Source organism: Alteromonas sp. ABH4_454, assembly GCF_056311775.1.
This window is the reverse complement of record NZ_CM149972.1, coordinates 2,703,101-2,722,045: the sequence shown is the minus strand read 5'-3', so window position 1 is coordinate 2,722,045 and position 18,945 is coordinate 2,703,101. Positions and strand designations below refer to the sequence as shown.

The window sequence follows — 18,945 nt, the reverse complement described above, 5'->3', positions numbered from 1 at the left end:
ACCTACATGGGGAAGAAGATAAGAATTGGTACACAAGCCGCAGACAAAGCCGTGTAAGCACCAATTACTTTAAATTTGTGGGCGGTGGCAAGGTAGTGATAAACGAAAAGCCCCCACAAAATTGGCAGTAGAACCGTACCAGTAGCTAACTGCCCTGCGATAGAAAATGGAAGCAACGCGCATACACCGAGCGTTATTAGAACGCTGACCACCAATAGAACAACCAGTACCACTAAATAGTTTGTAACATTCGCCAATACTGTACCTCTTGCAAAGTCAAAGCTTCGCGGCTGAGGTACGTTTTTAGGCTGTGGCAAAAACGTTTGATTTAATGCGATAAACGGCCAGACAAGAATTGCAGGAATACATAACGCATATAGTACGCCAAACTCCCACCCCTGGGCGAACGACCAGCATACCGCCGAAACTAGCCATACGGCTAAACCTAAATAAAGATAAGTTGAAGCTTGCTCACGCCAACTTCTATAAACAACCCCTAAGGCCGCGAGTGTTAAACCACCTGCTGCAACTGTAAACATGATCATTCCTTAAATGAATAAACAAGCGATGCGCTTCTCTCCCTTTTTTTGAATAGAACAGGGATAGTCACCACTTTTTGTATAATTTAACAAAAATTTACCCAAATGATAACTAGTATCATTATTATTACCCTTAATTTAAATGCAGTTTCTTATTAATTTAATAGTGAAAATTGGAATGAACTAGCGCAATAGAAGCAACTTCAGTTTAAAAATAGCCCCCAGATATAAATTAAAGTTGGCGCACACAAAAAAGCCGAACTAACTAAGTTAGTTCGGCTTTTTTACATATTTGAGTTAGATGCTACATACTAAATGTATTATGCTGCTTCGCTCTCGTCTTCAGTTTCAACCACTTCATGGCTAAGCAGGTATTCAAAGGCGGCTAGTGACGCTTTAGCCCCCTCGCCCATCGAAATAACGATTTGCTTATAAGGTACTGTTGTTACGTCACCGGCAGCAAAGATACCAGGCTCAGAAGTATGACATTTAGTATCAATAATAATTTCACCATACTGCGTCATCTCTACCGTGTTCTTCATGAACTGACTGTTCGGTACAAGGCCAATCTGAACAAATACACCGGAAAGTTCGCGTGTATGGACTTCATTGGTTGAACGGTCTTGGTATTCAATCGCGTTCACTTTGCCATTCTCGGCCGTGATTTGGCGTGTAGCCGCATTTTTAATAATGGTAATGTTATCGCGCTTTTCAGCTTGGTCGATAAGTACCTGGTCCGCTTTAAGCTCTGGCATAAATTCAAATACCGTTACTGATTTTACGATACCAGCCAAATCTAATGCTGCTTCAATACCCGAGTTACCACCACCAATAACTGCAACATCTTTACCTTTAAAGAAGGGACCATCACAGTGCGGGCAATATGCTACACCATTACCTACGTTCTCACGTTCACCTGGAACACCGAGTTCTCTCCAGCGTGCGCCGGTTGCTACAATAACCGTACGGGTGCGAATTTGCTCGCCTGAAGAAAGCGTAATAGTTTTAATATTACCTTTTTCAATGCTATCGACACGTACGTGCTCTTTAAGCGTGATGTCGTAATCGCGAACGTGCTCCATTAGGTTACCTACAAGTTCAGGTCCTGTTGTTTTGGGTACAGAGATCAAATTTTCTATGCCCATAGTGTCTTTTACCTGACCACCGAAAGTTTCAGCAACAATGGCTACTTTAAGGCCTTTACGTGCACTGTAAATTGCTGACGCAACACCCGCTGGGCCGCCGCCAATAACAGTAACGTCTTGAAGCGGCAGTGCGTCGCCTTTATTTGCCTCTTTAAGGCTAGGGTCGCGCTCGATAAGTTTGTTGATAAGTACTGAACCATCAACTTTACCGTTCGCGAATAGCTCGCCATTAAGGTAAACGCTAGGTACACCTTGAATGTCGCGCTCTTGAATTAAGTTTTGATACAACCCACCGTCAATCATTTCGGTCTTAATGTTAGGGTTAATCAAAGCGAATTGATTAAGTGCCTGAACGACTTCTGGGCAGTTGTGACAGCTTAAGCTGATAAATACTTCAAAGTTAAGCGGTTCTTTAACCGCTTTAACCAATGTTTGAACACTATCATCTAGCTTAAGTTCAGTGCCTGCTGCGTGCAGCATAGCAAGTACAAGAGAATTAAACTCATGGCCACCCGGGATTCCTGAGAAACGAATTCCAGTATCTTCACCGTCAGCCTCTAGTAAAAAGCTGATAGCGCTGCGTAGTTCACCATTAGTTTCACGCTCTTCTACGTTTAGTTTTTCGCTTACTGAAGCAATGTCGGACAGAAACTTAACAAGCTCTTCGCGCTTGCTATGTTCACCGGTCTGTACGACAAAGGTTACGTTTTTTTGCATTGACTCAGCATATGATTTCAATGCTTGTAAAATTTCTTTAGTTAACACGGTTATTCTGCCTTATTTTCGACACGCCGATCCCCGCCAACCATTTAATAGGTCAACAACATAAGCGGAAATTGGAAATTAATATCAGGGAGTGGAGTCCCACTCCCTATAAACTATCTGCCTAACACTTCTACTAACAGTTTATCCTGTTGTGCTAGGCACTAAGCGGTGCTGCTTAGATTTTGCCTACAAGGTCAAGAGAAGGTGCAAGTGTTTCTTCACCTTCTTTCCATTTTGCTGGGCAAACTTCACCTGGGTTGTTTGCTACATATTGAGCAGCTTTAACTTTACGTACTAGGTCGTCTGCGTCACGGCCAATACCTTCAGAGGTGATTTCCATTGCTTGTACGATACCTTCTGGGTCAACAACGAATGTTGCACGGTCAGCAAGACCCATAGTTTCGCGCATACAATCGAAGTTACGCGTGATTTCGCCAGTAGGGTCGCCGATCATTGCAAACTTGATCTTGTTGATCGTGTCTGAAGAATCGTGCCATGCTTTGTGAGTGAAGTGTGTGTCAGTAGATACTGAGAATACTTCTACGCCACGAGACTGAAGTTCTTCGTACTTATCAGCGATGTCGCCAAGCTCAGTTGGGCAAACAAATGTGAAGTCAGCTGGGTAAAATACGAAAACTGCCCATTTACCTTTGATGTCTTCGCTGCTTACGTCTACGAATTCGCCGTCTTTAAATGCAGTCGCTTTAAAAGGTTTGATAGCAGTATTAATCAATGCCATGTTTAATTCTCCATTTGGTTTAAATTTTCCGAACGCTAAATGCATGCGGATACAAACTTTACGTTTATTGTGTCGACATGGTTTTGCAGTTTTGTGAAGATATTCACTTATTGCGAAATCCGTGTCTCTTGAAACTGGTGATAAGAATAGCGCGCATCACTTAAAAAAACTAATTGGTAAAAATGAATCGCTTAATCAGGTTATTGAATTGAACGATGAAAATAGAATCAATTAGCCGATAGGTACGCGATACATCCCTGTTTTTAGCCTTAATATAAGTAGCGTGAGGAACATATGACTAATACTCGAATTCACCTTATTTCAGAAGAAATTGAGCGTATTGATAATCACAAACCATCGCGAAGCTTGCCAAAACATATAAAAATGGCTACCAGCCCCTTTGTATTTTATCGAGGCAGCGCTCAGTTATTCTACGCAGATATCAAAGCGGGCCTGATTAATTTTCCCAAAGAATGCGACTCTATACCACTTACCAGCGTGATGGGCGACTGTCATACTTCCAACTTTGGTTTTCTTACCGAAGAAGGTTCTCACGGAGACACAGTCATTTTTTCACCCAACGACTTCGATGATGCTTGCGTTGGAAAAGCGCAGTGGGACGTACTTCGCTACCTTACCTCATTGCGCCTTGCTCAGCTACATTGTAGCGGTATAGTGGAAGGTAAGTATTCTGGGGAAGATATCGATATTACTAAACCCGTAGTTACTCATCAGCAAGTTATTAGTGCACAAAATGCATTTCTAAAGGAATATGCGCACACCTGCGACCGAGCAATAAAGAATGCCAAAGTGCTAAACGAGGCGATAGACTTCAGTCCCGCTAATGTGCCGAGTAAGCTAACAAAGCTTTACAAAAAAGCAAAAGCCCGTAGTGCTGGCGGTGAAGACTTTACGGTTAAAAGTGCGCTTGCTAAAGCGGTGAGTTTTAATGGCACTACGCTGGGCTTTAAACCCAACAGTGAAAAGTTCGCCCCTCTGAGCGAAGACGAGTATAAAACATTACACGACGCGTTTGCTCCTTACATGGACGATTCTATCGTTGATATCGTTAAACGATTGAACGCAGGAACTGGTTCCGTGAATATGGCGCGCTATTACTTTTTAGTCGGGCCGTCTAAACCGCATAACGAAACGAGCTTTGCGCATTGTCATATTGTAGAAGTTAAACAGCAGCGCGTTGCTGCACCTATTCATTATTTCCCTACCATTAACCCTGTCAATCGTCTGAACGCTGCCCACCTTACCGCACGTTGCCAACGACGAATGCAAAGAAAGCCGGACCTTGTTCTTGATGAGGTAAAATTTAGGGACGCTCATTATTTAATTCGCTCAAGACATCACGCTAAAGTGGGTATTGATCCTCAAGATATTACAATGGGCAATAAGGCCCTTAACGGGGGCTTTGAATATTTTGCACAACTATGCGGTTATAGCTTGGCACTGGCGCATTGCCGTGGAGATAGAAGAAGCACGCGGTTTGCCCAATCAGCCTCAAATGCCTTTTCTCAATCAAGAGACTTGCTTGTGAAAATAGCAAATCTTTATGCAGATCAAGTCGTTGATGATCACGCTTTATTTTCCCGTCATCTCGAATCAAACTAAAACGAAGCTTGATGTAATAAAACGTAATACGCGCTCACAAAATGGCTATAGCGTTATTTAAAGGTTAGGTAAGGCTACAAAAGTGATTTAACAGTATAAGTAAGTTTACTTATACTTCCTATGCTGTTGATTTATTTAAGCTATTTTAAAAACAGCTTGAATAAGATTAAGTTATTTCTATTAATCAGAAACTTCCCTACGGTAGAACAAGCAATACGAAAATTGCTCGTCACAGGGTGCGCTGCTCAAGCAGACTTTACAACAAAAATACTAGTACCTGTGATTTAAAAAATAATGAAACTACAAAGGGAAAATGACGTGAGAACATCATTAACTTTACTATCTGCAGGAATAATCTCTGCACTTTCTTCTACCGCTATTCAAGCCAACGATTTAGTTATTAGTGGCGTTATTGACGGGCCATTAAGTGGCGGTGTTCCAAAAGCTGTAGAACTTTTCGTTGTTAACGATATTGCAGACTTATCTACCTATGGTATTGGTGCAGCGAACAACGGTGGTGGAACAGATGGAGAAGAGTTCACCTTCCCAGCTGGCACGTCTGCAAGCGCTGGCTCTTACATCTACGTAGCATCAGAAATTGATGGGTTTACCGCGTTTTTCGGTTCAGCACCAGACTACGATACATCTGAATTAGGAATTAATGGTGACGATGCTATAGAGCTTTTCAAAGATGGCAGCGTTATTGATACGTTTGGTGATATCAACACCGACGGCAGCGGCACCGCATGGGAATACTTAGATGGTTGGGCATACCGTACGTCAGGCCAAACGGCTAATGGCGGCAGTTTTGAAGCGTCTAACTGGACTTACAGTGGTGTTGACGCGCTTGACGGTTCAACCACAAATGCAGATGCAGCCAGCCCCTTCCCTACCGGCACCTTCACCACTGAAGGCGGTGGTGAAGTTATTGAAGAACCAGAAGAGCCTGCCATTGAGCTAGGAATGTGCGGCGGTGATGCAACACTAATAAGTGCAATTCAAGGCAGCGAAAGTAGCTCTGCTGAAGTTGGCAATAGCCATATTGTCGAAGCTATCGTTACTGGCACCCGTGCTGATGGTTTCTTTATACAAGAAGAAGCAGCGGATCACGACGGTGATGAAAACACATCTGAAGGTTTGTTCGTAGACGGCAGTGTTGAAGTTGAAACTGGCAACCTAGTACGCCTTTACGGTGAAGTCGAAGAAAACTACGGCATGACGACCCTTGCCATGGATAGCGATGTTGCTGCACTTGATTGTGGTGCAACTGATGCTGTTGCGGCGGTAGAGATTGCTATGCCGTACGAACTTGACCTTGAATCGGTTGAAGGTATGGTTGTTAGCGTGACTGACGCGACAGTAACAAGCACGAACAACCTTTGGCGCTATGGCGAAATCGTTGTTAGTGACACAATTAAACGCCAACCAAGCGATGTGGCAGCGCCATTGTCAGATGCTTACACAGCCGCTGTTGAAGCAAGCGAAACAAGCCTGCTTACAATTGAAGATAACAGCAGTTCTCAGTACCCAGATGCTTTGAGTTTCTTCCCTACTTTCAGCTACGCTAATGCTATTCGCATTGGTGATTCGGTTTCTGCTGCAGGTCCACTAAACTACAGCTTTGGTACTTACAGAATTAACCCTAGCGACATTATTGAAGTCACTTCAACCCGTGAAGCGAACCCTGTTGTAACAGAAGGCAACTTATCAATTGCAACTTTCAACGTGCTTAACTACTTCAACGGTGAAGTGGACGCTAACGGCGATGTAACCTTCGATTATGACGAAAACCGTGGTGCAGATGACGCAGTAGCGTTTGAATTGCAACAAGGTCGTATCGTAGAAGCTATTGTTAACCTTAATGCTGACGTTGTTGGCCTAATGGAAATTGAAAACGATGGTTTCGGTGAAGATAGCGCTATTCAGGCACTAGTTAATGCTATTAATGCAGAGCTAGGTGAAACTGAACAGTACTCATTTATTGCCACTAGCGATGGTAGCGAAGTTGGTACAGATGCTATCACTGTAGGCCTTTTATACAAGGCTTCTGTAGTAACACCAGAAGGCGACGCTATTATTGTTGATATGCCAGTACAACAAATTGACGAAGATAGTCTTGCACAAATGCGCCCTAGCCTTCTTCAATCTTTTGTACACACTGAAAGTGAAAAGTCGTTCCTAGTATCAGTGAACCACTTTAAGTCTAAGGGTTCGCAGTGCGCTGAAGACATTGCCGAAGAGCCGTCTGAAATTACTACAATTCAGGGTAGCTGTAACGCGTTTCGCGTATCGGCAGCCGTCACATTAGGTAATGCTTTAAGCGATGAAAATCTGCCAGAGCGTAAGATAATCTTAGGCGACTTGAACGCGTACAGTGCTGAAGATCCTGTGGCTGTACTTACCGACTATACACCTGAAGCTCGCGGCTACACCATAACTACTGCGGTAAATACAGGTATGGACGAGGGCGCTTCTGTTGAAGTTGAATCTAGCTTCGGCTATCACAATTTAGCTGAAGAATTTGATGCAGAAGGCTTCTCGTATTGGTTCTATGGTACAGAGCAAGTAGGTAGTTTAGACCACGTACTAGCAAGTGAAGCCATGCTTGAAGACGCTATTGATGGTGCTCACTGGAATATCAACTCAGTTGAAGCCTACCAGCTACAGTACGACCAAGCGCTTCGTTATTATGCTGATGAAGACGGCTACGCGTTCACTGATGTGGGTCCATTCAGAAGTTCAGACCATGACCCGTTTGTTGCAACTTTCGATCTACAAGCGGATGTAGTTGACGATGAAGAAGACGATAACGACAGCTCAGGTGGCTCAATGGGAGGAATTCTTGCTCTGTTAGCCGCAGCAATTGGCTTTCGCCGTCGTGCTACTGTTGCTAAAAAATAACAGAAGAAAGGATTAAACCCTTCTTAAAATAAAAAAGCTGCCTTGAAATTCAAGGCAGCTTTTTTTATGTTTTCATTTTGCCGTTGTGTGTACATGATTAGCGGCGTTTAAACTTTTATCTAGCCCTTTATAGTAGCTTCGCAAGCTTTAAAACGGACAACATTCCAAACTACGCTTTAGCGACAACCACGCCGACTAAATCGGCCGCATTGGTATCATCCACTTCAATGCCAATTCGAGCGATATACTGATCCCGTTTTTCCGCTTGGGTCGCCGATAACTCTTCAGAACAGAGTAATTTGGCGGCACGCTGCGCAGAGTTCATTTGTTCTTCACTAAGACCACTATCTAAATGCATTTGAGTAATGACTTTAAGCAAGCTTAACGCGATCTGTTTGTCTTTGGGTGACAAGGTCAACGCCTGTCTTAAATTGTTATAAGCGGGAATAAGGCGATTTTCTTTGTAATTTACAGCCGCCATCTGCTTAAGCTCTTTAGTAGTAAACTGAATCTCGGTACGCTCAATAGACTCTTGATTCAGATACTCATTAACCACTTGTGAGGTAAAAGTATCACCTTCTATCTGCTTTCTCAGTTTATCTAAAATGCTGACACAGTGTTCACGCATGCCCAGCTCATGGAAAGCTTTCATCTTATCTAAACTATCTTCCATTGACAGTCCATCGGTAGACACAGAGCGATCCTTCATCAACTTTTCAGCCTCGCGTTTCTCGTCTCTAAGACAAAGTACTCGGGACTTAACCACATCCATTTGCTCAGCAAGCTGATTCTGCATGCCTTTCTGCTGCCTAAGCTCATCGAGCTCACTTTCGGCGCGTTTGAGGTACTTGTCACCTTCAGCGTTTCCTAAGCTTGTAGCCAAATCAATGGTAGAGCGAATAACATTAAGTGTGAGCTGAGGCGAATCATGAATAGAATTTTTAGCAAACTTTGCCATATTCTGCACGGCAGAAAGCTGGCCAGCTTTATCATGGTTGAGCCTGGCTAGGTCCCACAAGCGCTTGTTTCGCTCGATATTACGGGGCGCAAGCCGGCTTGCCTCTTTCATTTGCTCGTAAGCAATATCAAACTGCTCTTTTTCAATAAAATATTGTGCGAGCAGATCAAAGGTTAAGAAGCGCGTATCGGGCCGCTGAAGCAGATCATCAACCAGCAACTGTGCTTCTTCTAGTTCATCTTGGCGCAATAACGAACGGGTGAGACCAATGTGAACCCAAGCGTGGTCCATACTCTGAAGTAGCGTTCTAAAGTAGTCTTCTGCAGTTTCATAGTCCCGTAACTGCAGTAGACAGTCACCAATAAGGCGTTTTATTCTGGTGTGGTACTCGGAAAGCGAGGGATCTTTTAGCTGTCGCTCAGCATAATACATCGCCGTTGAATAGTCGCCGGCATGCATGCAATGCAGCATTTTATGCAGTTTCAAGCGAACTTGTATTAGGTATTCTAAGCGCGCTTCAATCTTATTGCGCTGTAATGGTTTAACCCAAAAATCATCCGGCTGCAGTTCTACAATACAGTTAACAAGCTCAGGCGATGTCTCGGCACTAAGAAAAATGACCGTTGTGGTATCGTTAATGTGGTTGAGGTGCTTAAGTTCTTCAAAAAGATGAAAGCCATCTTTATCGTGACTTACGTTAAACGCTAGTAATACAAAGTCATACTGCCTTGCCTCACATAATCTCTTGGCATGGAACGCGTTGAATGCACTACTAACGTTTTTGATCCCTATTTCGTGTAATGCTGAAGCAACAACATCGTGAACTAGCCCCTGGTTATCGATAACCAGCACATGTAGCTCTTCTCTTGGGGTGGGGGCAGGTATTTTTTCCAGCATTAGCCAATCACTTCTTACATCTTTTCCCTAAGCAACACAATAGCGTCAAGACGGCCTATTGTGGACAACACTATGCTATCGTTGTGAAGTAACCATCAAATACAAAGCCTGTTTACTTATCTCTAAGCTTTACGGTCTACTCGTATTTCAGGTATGACTTTATCACAACAGATATATAGCAAATTCATATTATACATAAGTATGAGTTTTTGGATACTAGCGCGGTGGGTCGATGCTGTCATTAACACTACCGTTTACTCTGTACCATCCCGCAACAGAATGGCGCGTTCTTACTGCTGGCAAAACTTCATGAGGGAATGCTTCACTAAGAAACACAACGAATGTTCCTTTTGCTGGTAGGACTTTTGTTCCTATTTGGTCATTGTCATCCGAATACAGTACTAATTCACCGCCATCAGTCTCCTGCCAGCTTTCGTTTAGATAAGCAACAAGTGATAGCACCCTATTGCCCTGACCTTTAAACGCATCTACATGGCGCTTGTAAAATTTACCCGGTTCATAACAAGCAAAATGACTTTCAAACGAAAAAAGCCCCATAAAAAGCGAACGGTTTATATATTGCTGCATAGCTTCACACCATGACAGCCACAGGGCGCCTTCCTCAGAAGAACCGGTAATCCAGCAAATTTCGTCCCCTCTCACTTTTTCAGCCTTGTGATAATTCTCTGCGCGACCAATGCCCGCTTTTCTATATTCAGCTTCGGAGATTTTACGCTGGCAAGTCAAAAGTGCTTGTGTAATAAAATCAGGTAAACCATTCTTTTGAATAGAAAAGCCTGTAGTGACTAAGTCGTCAACGATGTTTTCAAATATGGCTTCATCAAAAACGTGTAGAGGCTGATACGACGCAAGTTGTTCTCTATTCATCAAACTCTTTTTACCTATGGGCAATTAACTAATCGTTAAATTATTAGGAAGGTGTGGACGTAAAAAAAAGTAGCGAACTTATACGCGGCGTTGAGCCTTGTGGCAATTGAAAGATCGCACATTCTTCGCGCTATTTTTTTGTCGATAAAAGAAAAATTATTTATCGTTTGGGTGGCTAAAGAATTCGCACGTTTCTTGCTAATCTTTTATATCAGTGTACGAGTAAGCTCCGCTAAAGAGAGCTCACCCTTCAATTGTTATCTTCGCCTTTACCGAAAGAACACGAGGACTACATTTAACAGTTGAAAAAACCATTACAAGGCGTTTAAGTAGAAATATACACACTGTACGTATCAAAAATATTTGTCAGAAGTATTTATCAAAAGCATTAGCAAAAAGAGTAACCCATGAGTCAAGACCAGACACAAATAGAAGAAACGGAACACCATCTAGACTTAAGAAACTTAAGACTGGACGACTATAACGATGTAAAAGGGTTGATGGACAAGGTATACGCAAACGTTGGCGGCGCTTGGCCTTACTCTAACTACAAAGCACAAGTTACCACGTTTCCTGAAGGACAGATATGTATTGAAGATAAAGGTAAAGTGGTTGCCTTCGCCATTTCAGTCATTGTCGATTACGACCAGTTTGGTGATAAGCATAGTTACGATGAAATAACCGGTGATGCCTATCTCACAACTCACGATCCAAACGGTGATGTGCTTTACGGCGTAGAAGTTATTGTTTGCCCAGAATACCGCGGTCTTCGTTTAGGTAGACGGTTATACGAAGCGCGAAAAGAGTTGTGCAGAAACTTAAATTTAAAATCAATCATGGCTGGGGGGCGCATACCCAATTATAGAAACTATGCGAATGAATTGTCGCCTTATGAGTACATCGAGCAAGTAAAGCTCAAGGATATTTACGACCCGATTTTAACGTTTCAGCTGTCAAACGGCTTTGAAGTAAAGCAAGTAATGACTGCATACCTCCCAGAAGATGAAGCATCAAAGGGATATGCCACATTACTTCAATGGCATAACATTTATTACGAGCCGGGCACGCCTTCGTTAATCGCAAGCAGAAAATCGAGTGCGCGCATAGGATGTATTCAGTGGCAGATGCGCTATTTCAACAATGTAGAAGAGCTGCTTCAGCAGGTTGAATACTTCGTTGACGCACTTTCTGACTATTCGTGCGATGTGGCCTTATTCCCTGAGTTTTTCAACGCGCCGCTTATGGGCCTAAGTCCGTCCGATTCATCGATTGACGCCATTTGGCACTTAGCCACCTATACCGATGAAATTTTAACTGCCGTCTCTCATTTAGCCGTATCGTACAATATTACGATTATTGCCGGATCTATGCCGGTGGTAGAAGAGGAACAGCTGTATAACGTCAGCTACATATGTAAGCGAGACGGAACGATTGAAAGCCAATACAAACTTCATCCAACCCCTCATGAAAAAGAAGACTGGATTATGAAGGGTGGAAATAGTCTTAAGACTTTTGATACCGATTTCGGGAAAATCGGCGTTTTAATTTGTTACGACGTGGAATTTCCAGAACTGGCGCGCATTCTTTCTGACCAAGAGATGCAGATTTTATTTGTGCCATTTTGGACAGACACAAAAAATGGTTATTTACGGGTTCGCCGCTGTGCACAGGCAAGGGCCATCGAGAATGAATGTTATGTAGCTATTGCGGGTAGCGTCGGTAATTTGCCTAAGGTAGATAACGTGGATATTCAGTATGGTCAGACTGCGGTATTTTCACCCAGTGATTTCGCGTTCCCCCACGATGCCATTGTGTCAGAAACAACACCAAATACAGAGATGACGCTTATCGTTGATTTAGACCTCGACAAACTCACCAAACTGCAAAATGAAGGTTCGGTGCGAAATTACCTAGACCGACGCCGTGATCTTTATCGGGTTGAATGGATTGGCGATAAAAACTAACCCTGTTTCTATCAATGAAAAATGCTGGGGTAAGACAAATTCCAGCTTCTTTGGCTTATGGAAAGTTAGCATTCTACATAAGCCATAGAATTTCCTTCGATTTAGCGATAACATGAAACTGCGCGCAAAGAATAATGGGCTCTCTTATAGATAAAAGGTTATGACGTCATAAAGAGAGCGCTACATAAAGAGATTATTAATTTACTATGGCAAATAATTCGAAAAACGATGAGTTTCCAACCATTAGATTGGATGAAGAAGACCGTCGAGATTATCAGACTAAAAGGCAAGCGGCCCCAACAAAGGCGACCACGCCCTCACCTTCCCCTTCAGCCAACCGCCAACCTTCAAATAGTGGTAGCGGTAACGGAGTCTGGGTTGTTTTAGTTGCCTTGATCGCCTTAGCGGCATGTGGCGGTTGTTACTACTTGTACACTATGCTTGAGCAACAAAAGGCTGTGGCTGAGCAAGCCGAAAAGCGCATTATGCAGTTAGAAAATAAGCTTTCTGCGACAGGCGAGGAAATTGGCGAATCTACGGTTGCTTTACAAGTTAAAGTTACTGAGTTGTCTAATAAAACCAATGAACTTTGGGAGCAAATGGACAAACTTTGGGCTTCGGCATGGCGTCGTAATCAAAAAGAAATCGCTGACCTTGGTGATCGTGTTGGTAATGTTCAAACTGCACTGAATAAAAATGTCAGCGCCGTTTCTGACGACGTAAAAAGCCAAGCTGCAGCAATCGGCTCTGTTAAAAATCAATTGGCATCACTAGCCGATGAACTACTTGCTGTGAACGTTCAACTAGAACAAGCCACAAGCGATAAACAAAGTGCCCAGCAACGTGTGCGTAATCTTACCGATAAACTATCAGTATTGGAGCAGCGTAACACAACGTTATCTGGACGCATTACCAGTTTAGAAAACGAGATCCGCGACATCGCCACAAAAGTAGTATCAAGTGGTAGTGCGAGTGGTGGTGCGGGCTCACCTCCCTCACCTGCTGGCAGTTAAATTACCCACCATTGTTTGGCGTGTTGTTTTCAAGACAAACAGTACGACATAGCAATACCAGATAAATACAGAAAAAAGAAAGGGGTTAATCGCCCCTTTCTTTTTTGTCGTGATACCATTACCGCCTTCCCAAAACTAAGACAGGACATACTGCGCAATGAGTGACCAAGCGCCTAAACGGTTAAACAAATATATTAGTGACACTGGCCTATGTTCACGCCGAGAAGCCGATAAACTCATTGAGCAAAAGCGCGTTACGGTAAATAACAAACCACCAGAGCTTGGCACTAAAATTGGTGCCGGCGATATTGTCAAAGTTGATGGGAAAGTGGTAGGTGCGGTAGCGAAGGACAAATCAGATAGGGTCTATATTGTATACAACAAACCTATAGGCATAACCTGTACTACCGAGCGCCATGTTAAAGGCAATATTATTGACGCTATCGGTCATAAAGCACGTATATTTCCCGTAGGTAGGCTTGATAAGCCTTCTGAAGGACTCATCATACTCACCAGCGATGGCGATATCGTAAATAAAATATTGCGCGCAGAAAATGCCCACGACAAAGAATACGAAGTAACGGTTAACCAGCCAATTAGTGAACGGTTTGTGAAACGTATGGCGCGCGGCGTGCCCATCTTAGGTACGGTGACAAAGCCCTGTGTCGTTAAACCTACCGGCAAGAACAAGTTTACTATCATTCTCACCCAGGGACTCAATCGCCAAATACGCAGAATGTGCGAGTTTTTAGGCTACGAGGTCACCAAGCTTAAGCGAACGCGTATTATGCATTTGGAACTTAGCAATTTAAGGCCAGGTCAGTGGCGAAACTTAACTGAGCGTGAGCTGAAAATAATGCAAAATGCAGTTCGCTCTTCCACTAAAACTGCAGAGAAAGTCGATTCGCGTCAATAGACCTACTTCATCACACTTCTTGCGCAATGAATTACCAAGGCCAAAAACAGACGAAAAAAAAGCGCCCATTGGGCGCTTTTCTTGAAACCTAGTCTTATCGACGTAGACCTAGACGCTTGATAAGGTCAAGGTAACGCTCAGCGTTCTTGCCTTTAAGGTAGTCTAGAAGCTTACGACGTTGGCTAACCATACGTAGAAGACCACGACGAGAGTGGTGATCTTTCTTATGATCAGCAAAGTGACCTTGAAGCTTGTTGATGTTGTGAGTAAGCAAAGCTACTTGAACTTCTGGTGAACCAGTGTCGCCTTCTTTTACGCCGTACTCAGCAATGATTTTCGCGGTTTCTGCTTTAGTTAGTGACATATCATTCTCCTAAAATTTATGCTTCGCCGATCACTAATTCAGCAAAGCGGAATGAGCGCCGTATTATAATGACGTTTACACACTTAGCAAGCCATAAACCATCTTTATTTACAGACGCCACGTCTATGGATAAACAACCCGGCGCTTAGGGTTAACAAATACTTCTTGTTTAGGAATGCCTTGGTCTTTTGGGTCAAGCACCCCTTCCCCAACGCCAAGGAAAATACCATTAGTATCAACGCCGTGGTAGACCCGGTAGGATGTCCCTTCACAAATTGCTTCACTGCACATGCCTTTAACCGATTGGCCATTGTCAAAACGATTTCTTTCGGCGTCGTTAATTGTGACAAACGGTAGACGACTTACAGCTGTATCCATAGGAATAAGCAAGTCATCAAGGGCTTTGAAGTCACCGTCTTCTAGCGACTCCTGAATTTCAATTAACTTATCCAGTGACACCATTTTATCGGTAGGATAGTCAGCAACTTCGGTGCGATGTAAGCGGGTCACATAAGCGCCACAACCAAGGTTCTGTCCTAGGTCGTCTACGATAGAGCGAATATAAGTACCTTTGCTACACTTGATTCGCATATCCACATAAGGCAGTTCGATACGCAGTATGTCCAGTTCATACACTTCAATATCACGGGGTTCACGTTCAATCTCTATGCCTTGACGCGCATAATGATAAAGCGGCTTACCTTGATGCTTAAGCGCAGAAAACATAGAAGGGATCTGCTTACTTTTACCTAAAAACGCTAAGCAAGCATTGCGTACTTGCTCTTCCGTGACTTCAACGGGCTTCTCTTCTACCACTTCACCGTCGGCGTCAGACGTGGTGGTGCGAACACCTAGTTGAGCAGTTACTTCGTAGGTCTTTTCCGCGTCTAGAAGAAACTGGGAGAACTTGGTCGCTTCACCCAAACACAGCGGCAGCATACCGCTAGCTAGTGGGTCTAGTGCACCGGTGTGGCCCGCTTTGGCCGCCTTATACAGCCAACGTACTTTCTGTAATAGCTGATTTGATGACCCACCAAGTGGTTTATCAAGCAATACTATGCCGTTAATATCACGGCCCTTACGACGTCTTGCCATCTACTCCTGCTCTTGTGAATCGTCTTCATCGCGCTTCGACTCATCTTTAGCGATAGTCTGTGACACAAGATTAGAAATACGCATGCCTTCAACAATCGACTTATCTTCAAAGAAGTGAAGATCAGGTACTGAGCGCATGCGAATACGTTTTGCAAGAATACTGCGAATGAACTTTTTGTATTCGGCTAGCTGCTTAATTTGCGCTTTGCCTTCTTCTTCAGTGCTGTTGTAGATAGTCACGAAGATTTTAGCGTGAGCTAGGTCGCGCGATACATCTACATCAGAAACCGTGATTAAAGGCATATCGCCTACGCGGTGTTTGTATTCGTTTTGCAGAATGCTCGCTACTTCTTTATGAACTTGCTGAGCGACTCTGTCGGTACGTGAAAATTCACGAGCCATTGTACTCTCCTTTCCTTATTCAACGTAGGGCATGCTTAAGGCTGTTTACTTTATACAGACAAAAACGGGAGCACTCGGCCCCCGTTTTTCACATGCCGAATTAACTAAGGCAATTAAATTTCGCGTTTAACCTCAACGATTTCGAAGACCTCAATTTGGTCACCTACTTTCACATCGTTATAGTTCTTAACGCCGATACCACATTCCATACCGTTACGTACTTCTTGTACGTCGTCTTTGAAGCGACGTAGTGATTCTAGCTCACCTTCGTAAATTACTACGTTGTCGCGAAGTACACGGATTGGGTTGCTGCGCTTAACATTACCTTCTGTAACCATACAGCCTGCAATTGCGCCAAGTTTCGGTGACTTAAATACGTCACGTACTTCGGCAAGACCAATGATTTCCTGCTTGAACTCTGGTGCAAGCATACCGCTCATGGCCGCTTTCACTTCGTCAATTAGGTGGTAGATAACGCTGTAGTAACGTAGGTCAATTTCTTCGGCTTCTAGTACGCGACGTGCTGTTGCATCGGCACGAACGTTAAAGCCTAGTACGATAGCGCCTGATGCAGCCGCAAGGGTCGCGTCAGTTTCGGTGATTCCACCTACACCACTACCTACAATATTAACTTTAACTTCAGAAGTTGAAAGCTTAACCAGTGACTCAGAAATCGCTTCTACAGAGCCCTGTACGTCAGCCTTAAGTACGATGTTAAGTTCGCTAACATCACCTGATTCCATGTTCGCAAACATGTTTTCAAGTTTCGCTTTTTGCTGACGAGCAAGTTTGAGTTCGCGTTTCTTCTGATGGCGCTTCGCTGCTACTTCACGGGCTTTACGTTCGTCTTTAACAACTGCGGCATCTTCACCCGCTACAGGAACACCTGAAAGACCAAGTACCTCTACCGGCGTTGAAGGTCCTGCAACCTTAATTTCTTTACCGTTTTCGTCGCGCATTGCACGAACACGGCCGTACTCTTCACCACAAAGTAGAATGTCACCAGCAAGTAGTTGACCTTCCTGAACGAGTACTGACGCTACCGGACCACGACCTTTATCAAGACGAGATTCGATAACAATACCGCGACCAGAGCCTTCAGCTACCGCTTTAAGGTCAAGTAGTTCTGCCTGAAGCACGATAGCATCAAGAAGCTCATCAACACCCATACCCGTTTTCGCAGAAACGTTACAGAACTGGTGTTCACCGCCCCACTCTTCTGAGATAACTTCAAGTTGAGATAGCTCAGTTTTAACGCGGTCTGGATCAGCTGTTTCTTTATCCATTTTGTTCACTGCAACGATAAGAGGTACGCCAGCAGTCTCGGGCGTGCTGTACCGCTTCTTTCGTTTGCGGCATTACGCCGTCATCTGCAGCAACAACAAGAATAACGATATCCGTCGCCGTAGCACCACGAGCACGCATTGCAGTAAACGCGGCGTGTCCAGGCGTATCTAGGAAGGTGATTTCACCGTTATCTGTTTGTACTTTGTAAGCACCAATATGCTGGGTAATACCACCCGCTTCACCGTCTGCTACTTTCGCACGGCGGATGTAGTCAAGCAATGATGTTTTACCGTGGTCAACGTGACCCATGATGGTAACAACAGGAGCGCGTGTTGATTTCTCGCCATCTGTGCTATCTGCTAGCAACTCATCTTCAAGCGCATTGTCATTTACAAGCTCGTACTTGTGACCCATCTCTTCGATAACAAGTACCGCAGTGTCTTGGTCTAGTACTTGGTTGATAGTAGCCATCTCGCCCATCTTCATCATCGTTTTGATAACTTCGTTAGACTTAATAGCAAGTTTACTTGCCAGCTCACCAACTGTGATGGTTGCGCCAAGCTTAACAACGCGCTCTACTGGTGCTGCAGGCTTGTTAAAGCCTTGCTTAAGATGCTCACCAGCGTTTTTCTTAGACTTGCGACGACGACGTGAAGAACGCTCAACCTGCATGTCTTCTTCGTCTTCTGCTTCTTGAGCATAGCGGTTAGAGTGCAAGTGAACTTCTTCAGCTTCTGCTTTCTTACGACGCTCTTCTTCTTCTTTCCAGCGACGCTCGTTTTCTTCAGCAAGTTTACGCGCTTCGTCAGCCGCCTTCTTCGCGTCTTCTTCAAGCTTCTTCTGCGCTTCTTCTTCCTGTGCTTTACGCAGGCGCTCTTCTTCCTGACGCGCTGCTTCTGCTTCCGCTTTTTCAGCTTCAGTTAGCTCTGGCTCGTCTGCTTTACGGGCTTCAGCTTCTTTCTTAGCTTGCTCCGCACGACGTGCACGCTCTTCATCAGCGGCTTTTTTCGCTTCTTCTGCTTTACGCGCTTTTTCTTCAGCGGCTTTCTTTGCTTCTGCTGCTGCTTTCTCTTCTGCTTCGCGCTTCAAACGTGCCTCTTCTTCAAGACGCTTCGCTTCTTCTTCCGCTTGACGTTGTTGTTCTTCAACGTCGCTGCGCTTAACGTATGTGCGCTTCTTGCGTACTTCCACTTTCACTTCTTTAGACTTACCAACACTTAATGTGCTTGTTGTCTTACGCTTAAGTGTCATACGCGTAGGTTCAGCTGCGCTGCCGTGTTGCTTACTTAAATGATCCAATAGTTTCTGTTTCTCGTCTTCGTTTACCTGTTCGCCGGCACTCTTAGAGATACCCGCGTCTTTAAACTGGCCAACCAATCGGTCAACGGTCGTACCAATGTCGCTGGCGAGCTTTTCAATAGATACATCTGCCATTACGTAATTTTCCCC

13 protein-coding genes and 1 pseudogene are annotated in these 18,945 nt (G+C 44.1%); 5 read left to right on the top strand and 9 right to left on the bottom strand.

Annotated elements, in window-relative coordinates:
* Positions 1 to 2: 2 nt before the first annotated feature.
* The 3 genes from ACYX4W_RS11865 to ahpC all read right to left on the bottom strand — a co-directional run bounded on the left by ACYX4W_RS11865 (position 3) and on the right by ahpC (position 3,182).
* On the bottom strand, positions 3 to 539 hold the full coding sequence (locus tag ACYX4W_RS11865; protein ID WP_476073324.1) for a hypothetical protein: 537 nt from the start codon (positions 537 to 539) through the stop codon (positions 3 to 5).
* A 320-nt stretch (positions 540 to 859) separates the two neighbouring features.
* Positions 860 to 2,449 (bottom strand): alkyl hydroperoxide reductase subunit F, encoded by a 1,590-nt coding sequence (ahpF, locus tag ACYX4W_RS11860; protein WP_476073323.1) that lies wholly within the window; start codon positions 2,447 to 2,449, stop codon positions 860 to 862.
* 175 nt (positions 2,450 to 2,624) lie between these two features.
* Positions 2,625 to 3,182 carry an alkyl hydroperoxide reductase subunit C gene (gene ahpC / locus ACYX4W_RS11855; RefSeq protein WP_461851522.1) on the bottom strand — a complete coding sequence of 186 codons (558 nt, stop codon included), beginning with the start codon at positions 3,180 to 3,182 and terminating at the stop codon, positions 2,625 to 2,627.
* A 300-nt stretch (positions 3,183 to 3,482) separates the two neighbouring features.
* Here ahpC and ACYX4W_RS11850 point away from each other — a divergent pair, with 300 nt between their 5' ends.
* Both ACYX4W_RS11850 and ACYX4W_RS11845 read left to right on the top strand, forming a co-directional pair.
* Positions 3,483 to 4,811 carry a DUF2252 family protein gene (locus tag ACYX4W_RS11850; RefSeq protein WP_476073322.1) on the top strand — a complete coding sequence of 443 codons (1,329 nt, stop codon included), beginning with the start codon at positions 3,483 to 3,485 and terminating at the stop codon, positions 4,809 to 4,811.
* 318 nt (positions 4,812 to 5,129) lie between these two features.
* The gene (locus ACYX4W_RS11845) at positions 5,130 to 7,712 is read left to right on the top strand and encodes an ExeM/NucH family extracellular endonuclease (RefSeq protein WP_476073321.1); all 2,583 of its coding nucleotides are present in this window, start codon (positions 5,130 to 5,132) and stop codon (positions 7,710 to 7,712) included.
* Positions 7,713 to 7,881: 169 nt separating this feature from the next.
* On the opposite strand, the gene ACYX4W_RS11840 is transcribed toward ACYX4W_RS11845, so the two are convergent.
* Both ACYX4W_RS11840 and ACYX4W_RS11835 read right to left on the bottom strand, forming a co-directional pair.
* Positions 7,882 to 9,567: a response regulator gene (locus tag ACYX4W_RS11840; protein WP_474856120.1), complete on the bottom strand. Its 1,686-nt coding sequence runs from the start codon at positions 9,565 to 9,567 to the stop codon at positions 7,882 to 7,884.
* Positions 9,568 to 9,783: 216 nt separating this feature from the next.
* Positions 9,784 to 10,455, bottom strand: a complete 672-nt coding sequence (locus ACYX4W_RS11835; RefSeq protein WP_476054269.1) for a 2OG-Fe(II) oxygenase — start codon at positions 10,453 to 10,455, stop codon at positions 9,784 to 9,786.
* Positions 10,456 to 10,862: 407 nt separating this feature from the next.
* On the opposite strand from ACYX4W_RS11835, the gene ACYX4W_RS11830 reads away from it, so the two are divergent.
* The 3 genes from ACYX4W_RS11830 to rluF all read left to right on the top strand — a co-directional run bounded on the left by ACYX4W_RS11830 (position 10,863) and on the right by rluF (position 14,348).
* Positions 10,863 to 12,419 (top strand): carbon-nitrogen hydrolase family protein, encoded by a 1,557-nt coding sequence (locus ACYX4W_RS11830; protein WP_118495164.1) that lies wholly within the window; start codon positions 10,863 to 10,865, stop codon positions 12,417 to 12,419.
* A gap of 206 nt (positions 12,420 to 12,625) precedes the next feature.
* A complete protein-coding gene (locus ACYX4W_RS11825; protein WP_474807195.1) occupies positions 12,626 to 13,432 on the top strand; it encodes a hypothetical protein in 807 nt (268 codons plus the stop codon).
* Positions 13,433 to 13,589: 157 nt separating this feature from the next.
* Positions 13,590 to 14,348: a 23S rRNA pseudouridine(2604) synthase RluF gene (rluF, locus tag ACYX4W_RS11820; protein WP_474807197.1), complete on the top strand. Its 759-nt coding sequence runs from the start codon at positions 13,590 to 13,592 to the stop codon at positions 14,346 to 14,348.
* A gap of 94 nt (positions 14,349 to 14,442) precedes the next feature.
* Here rluF and rpsO read toward each other — a convergent pair whose 3' ends face one another.
* From rpsO to infB, 4 genes and pseudogenes are all read right to left on the bottom strand, one after another.
* Positions 14,443 to 14,712, bottom strand: a complete 270-nt coding sequence (gene rpsO / locus ACYX4W_RS11815) for a 30S ribosomal protein S15 (RefSeq protein WP_012518257.1) — start codon at positions 14,710 to 14,712, stop codon at positions 14,443 to 14,445.
* 123 nt (positions 14,713 to 14,835) lie between these two features.
* On the bottom strand, positions 14,836 to 15,807 hold the full coding sequence (gene truB / locus ACYX4W_RS11810; RefSeq protein WP_476073320.1) for a tRNA pseudouridine(55) synthase TruB: 972 nt from the start codon (positions 15,805 to 15,807) through the stop codon (positions 14,836 to 14,838).
* Positions 15,808 to 16,209, bottom strand: coding sequence for a 30S ribosome-binding factor RbfA (rbfA, locus tag ACYX4W_RS11805; RefSeq protein WP_118495169.1), 402 nt, complete (start codon positions 16,207 to 16,209; stop codon positions 15,808 to 15,810).
* A 113-nt stretch (positions 16,210 to 16,322) separates the two neighbouring features.
* Positions 16,323 to 18,930, bottom strand: a pseudogene (gene infB / locus ACYX4W_RS11800) (translation initiation factor IF-2).
* Positions 18,931 to 18,945: the final 15 nt, after the last annotated feature.

Excerpts from the sequence above, each read along its gene's own strand:
- ACYX4W_RS11830 (WP_118495164.1), top strand. The coding sequence starts at position 10,863 with ATGAGTCAAGACCAGACACAAATAGAAGAAACGGAACACCATCTAGAC.
- ACYX4W_RS11840 (WP_474856120.1), bottom strand. The coding sequence starts at position 9,567 with ATGCTGGAAAAAATACCTGCCCCCACCCCAAGAGAAGAGCTACATGTG.
- ACYX4W_RS11865 (WP_476073324.1), bottom strand. The coding sequence starts at position 539 with ATGTTTACAGTTGCAGCAGGTGGTTTAACACTCGCGGCCTTAGGGGTT.
- ACYX4W_RS11835 (WP_476054269.1), bottom strand. The coding sequence starts at position 10,455 with ATGAATAGAGAACAACTTGCGTCGTATCAGCCTCTACACGTTTTTGAT.
- truB (WP_476073320.1), bottom strand. The coding sequence starts at position 15,807 with ATGGCAAGACGTCGTAAGGGCCGTGATATTAACGGCATAGTATTGCTT.
- ACYX4W_RS11825 (WP_474807195.1), top strand. The coding sequence starts at position 12,626 with ATGGCAAATAATTCGAAAAACGATGAGTTTCCAACCATTAGATTGGAT.
- rpsO (WP_012518257.1), bottom strand. The coding sequence starts at position 14,712 with ATGTCACTAACTAAAGCAGAAACCGCGAAAATCATTGCTGAGTACGGC.
- rluF (WP_474807197.1), top strand. The coding sequence starts at position 13,590 with ATGAGTGACCAAGCGCCTAAACGGTTAAACAAATATATTAGTGACACT.
- ACYX4W_RS11850 (WP_476073322.1), top strand. The coding sequence starts at position 3,483 with ATGACTAATACTCGAATTCACCTTATTTCAGAAGAAATTGAGCGTATT.
- rbfA (WP_118495169.1), bottom strand. The coding sequence starts at position 16,209 with ATGGCTCGTGAATTTTCACGTACCGACAGAGTCGCTCAGCAAGTTCAT.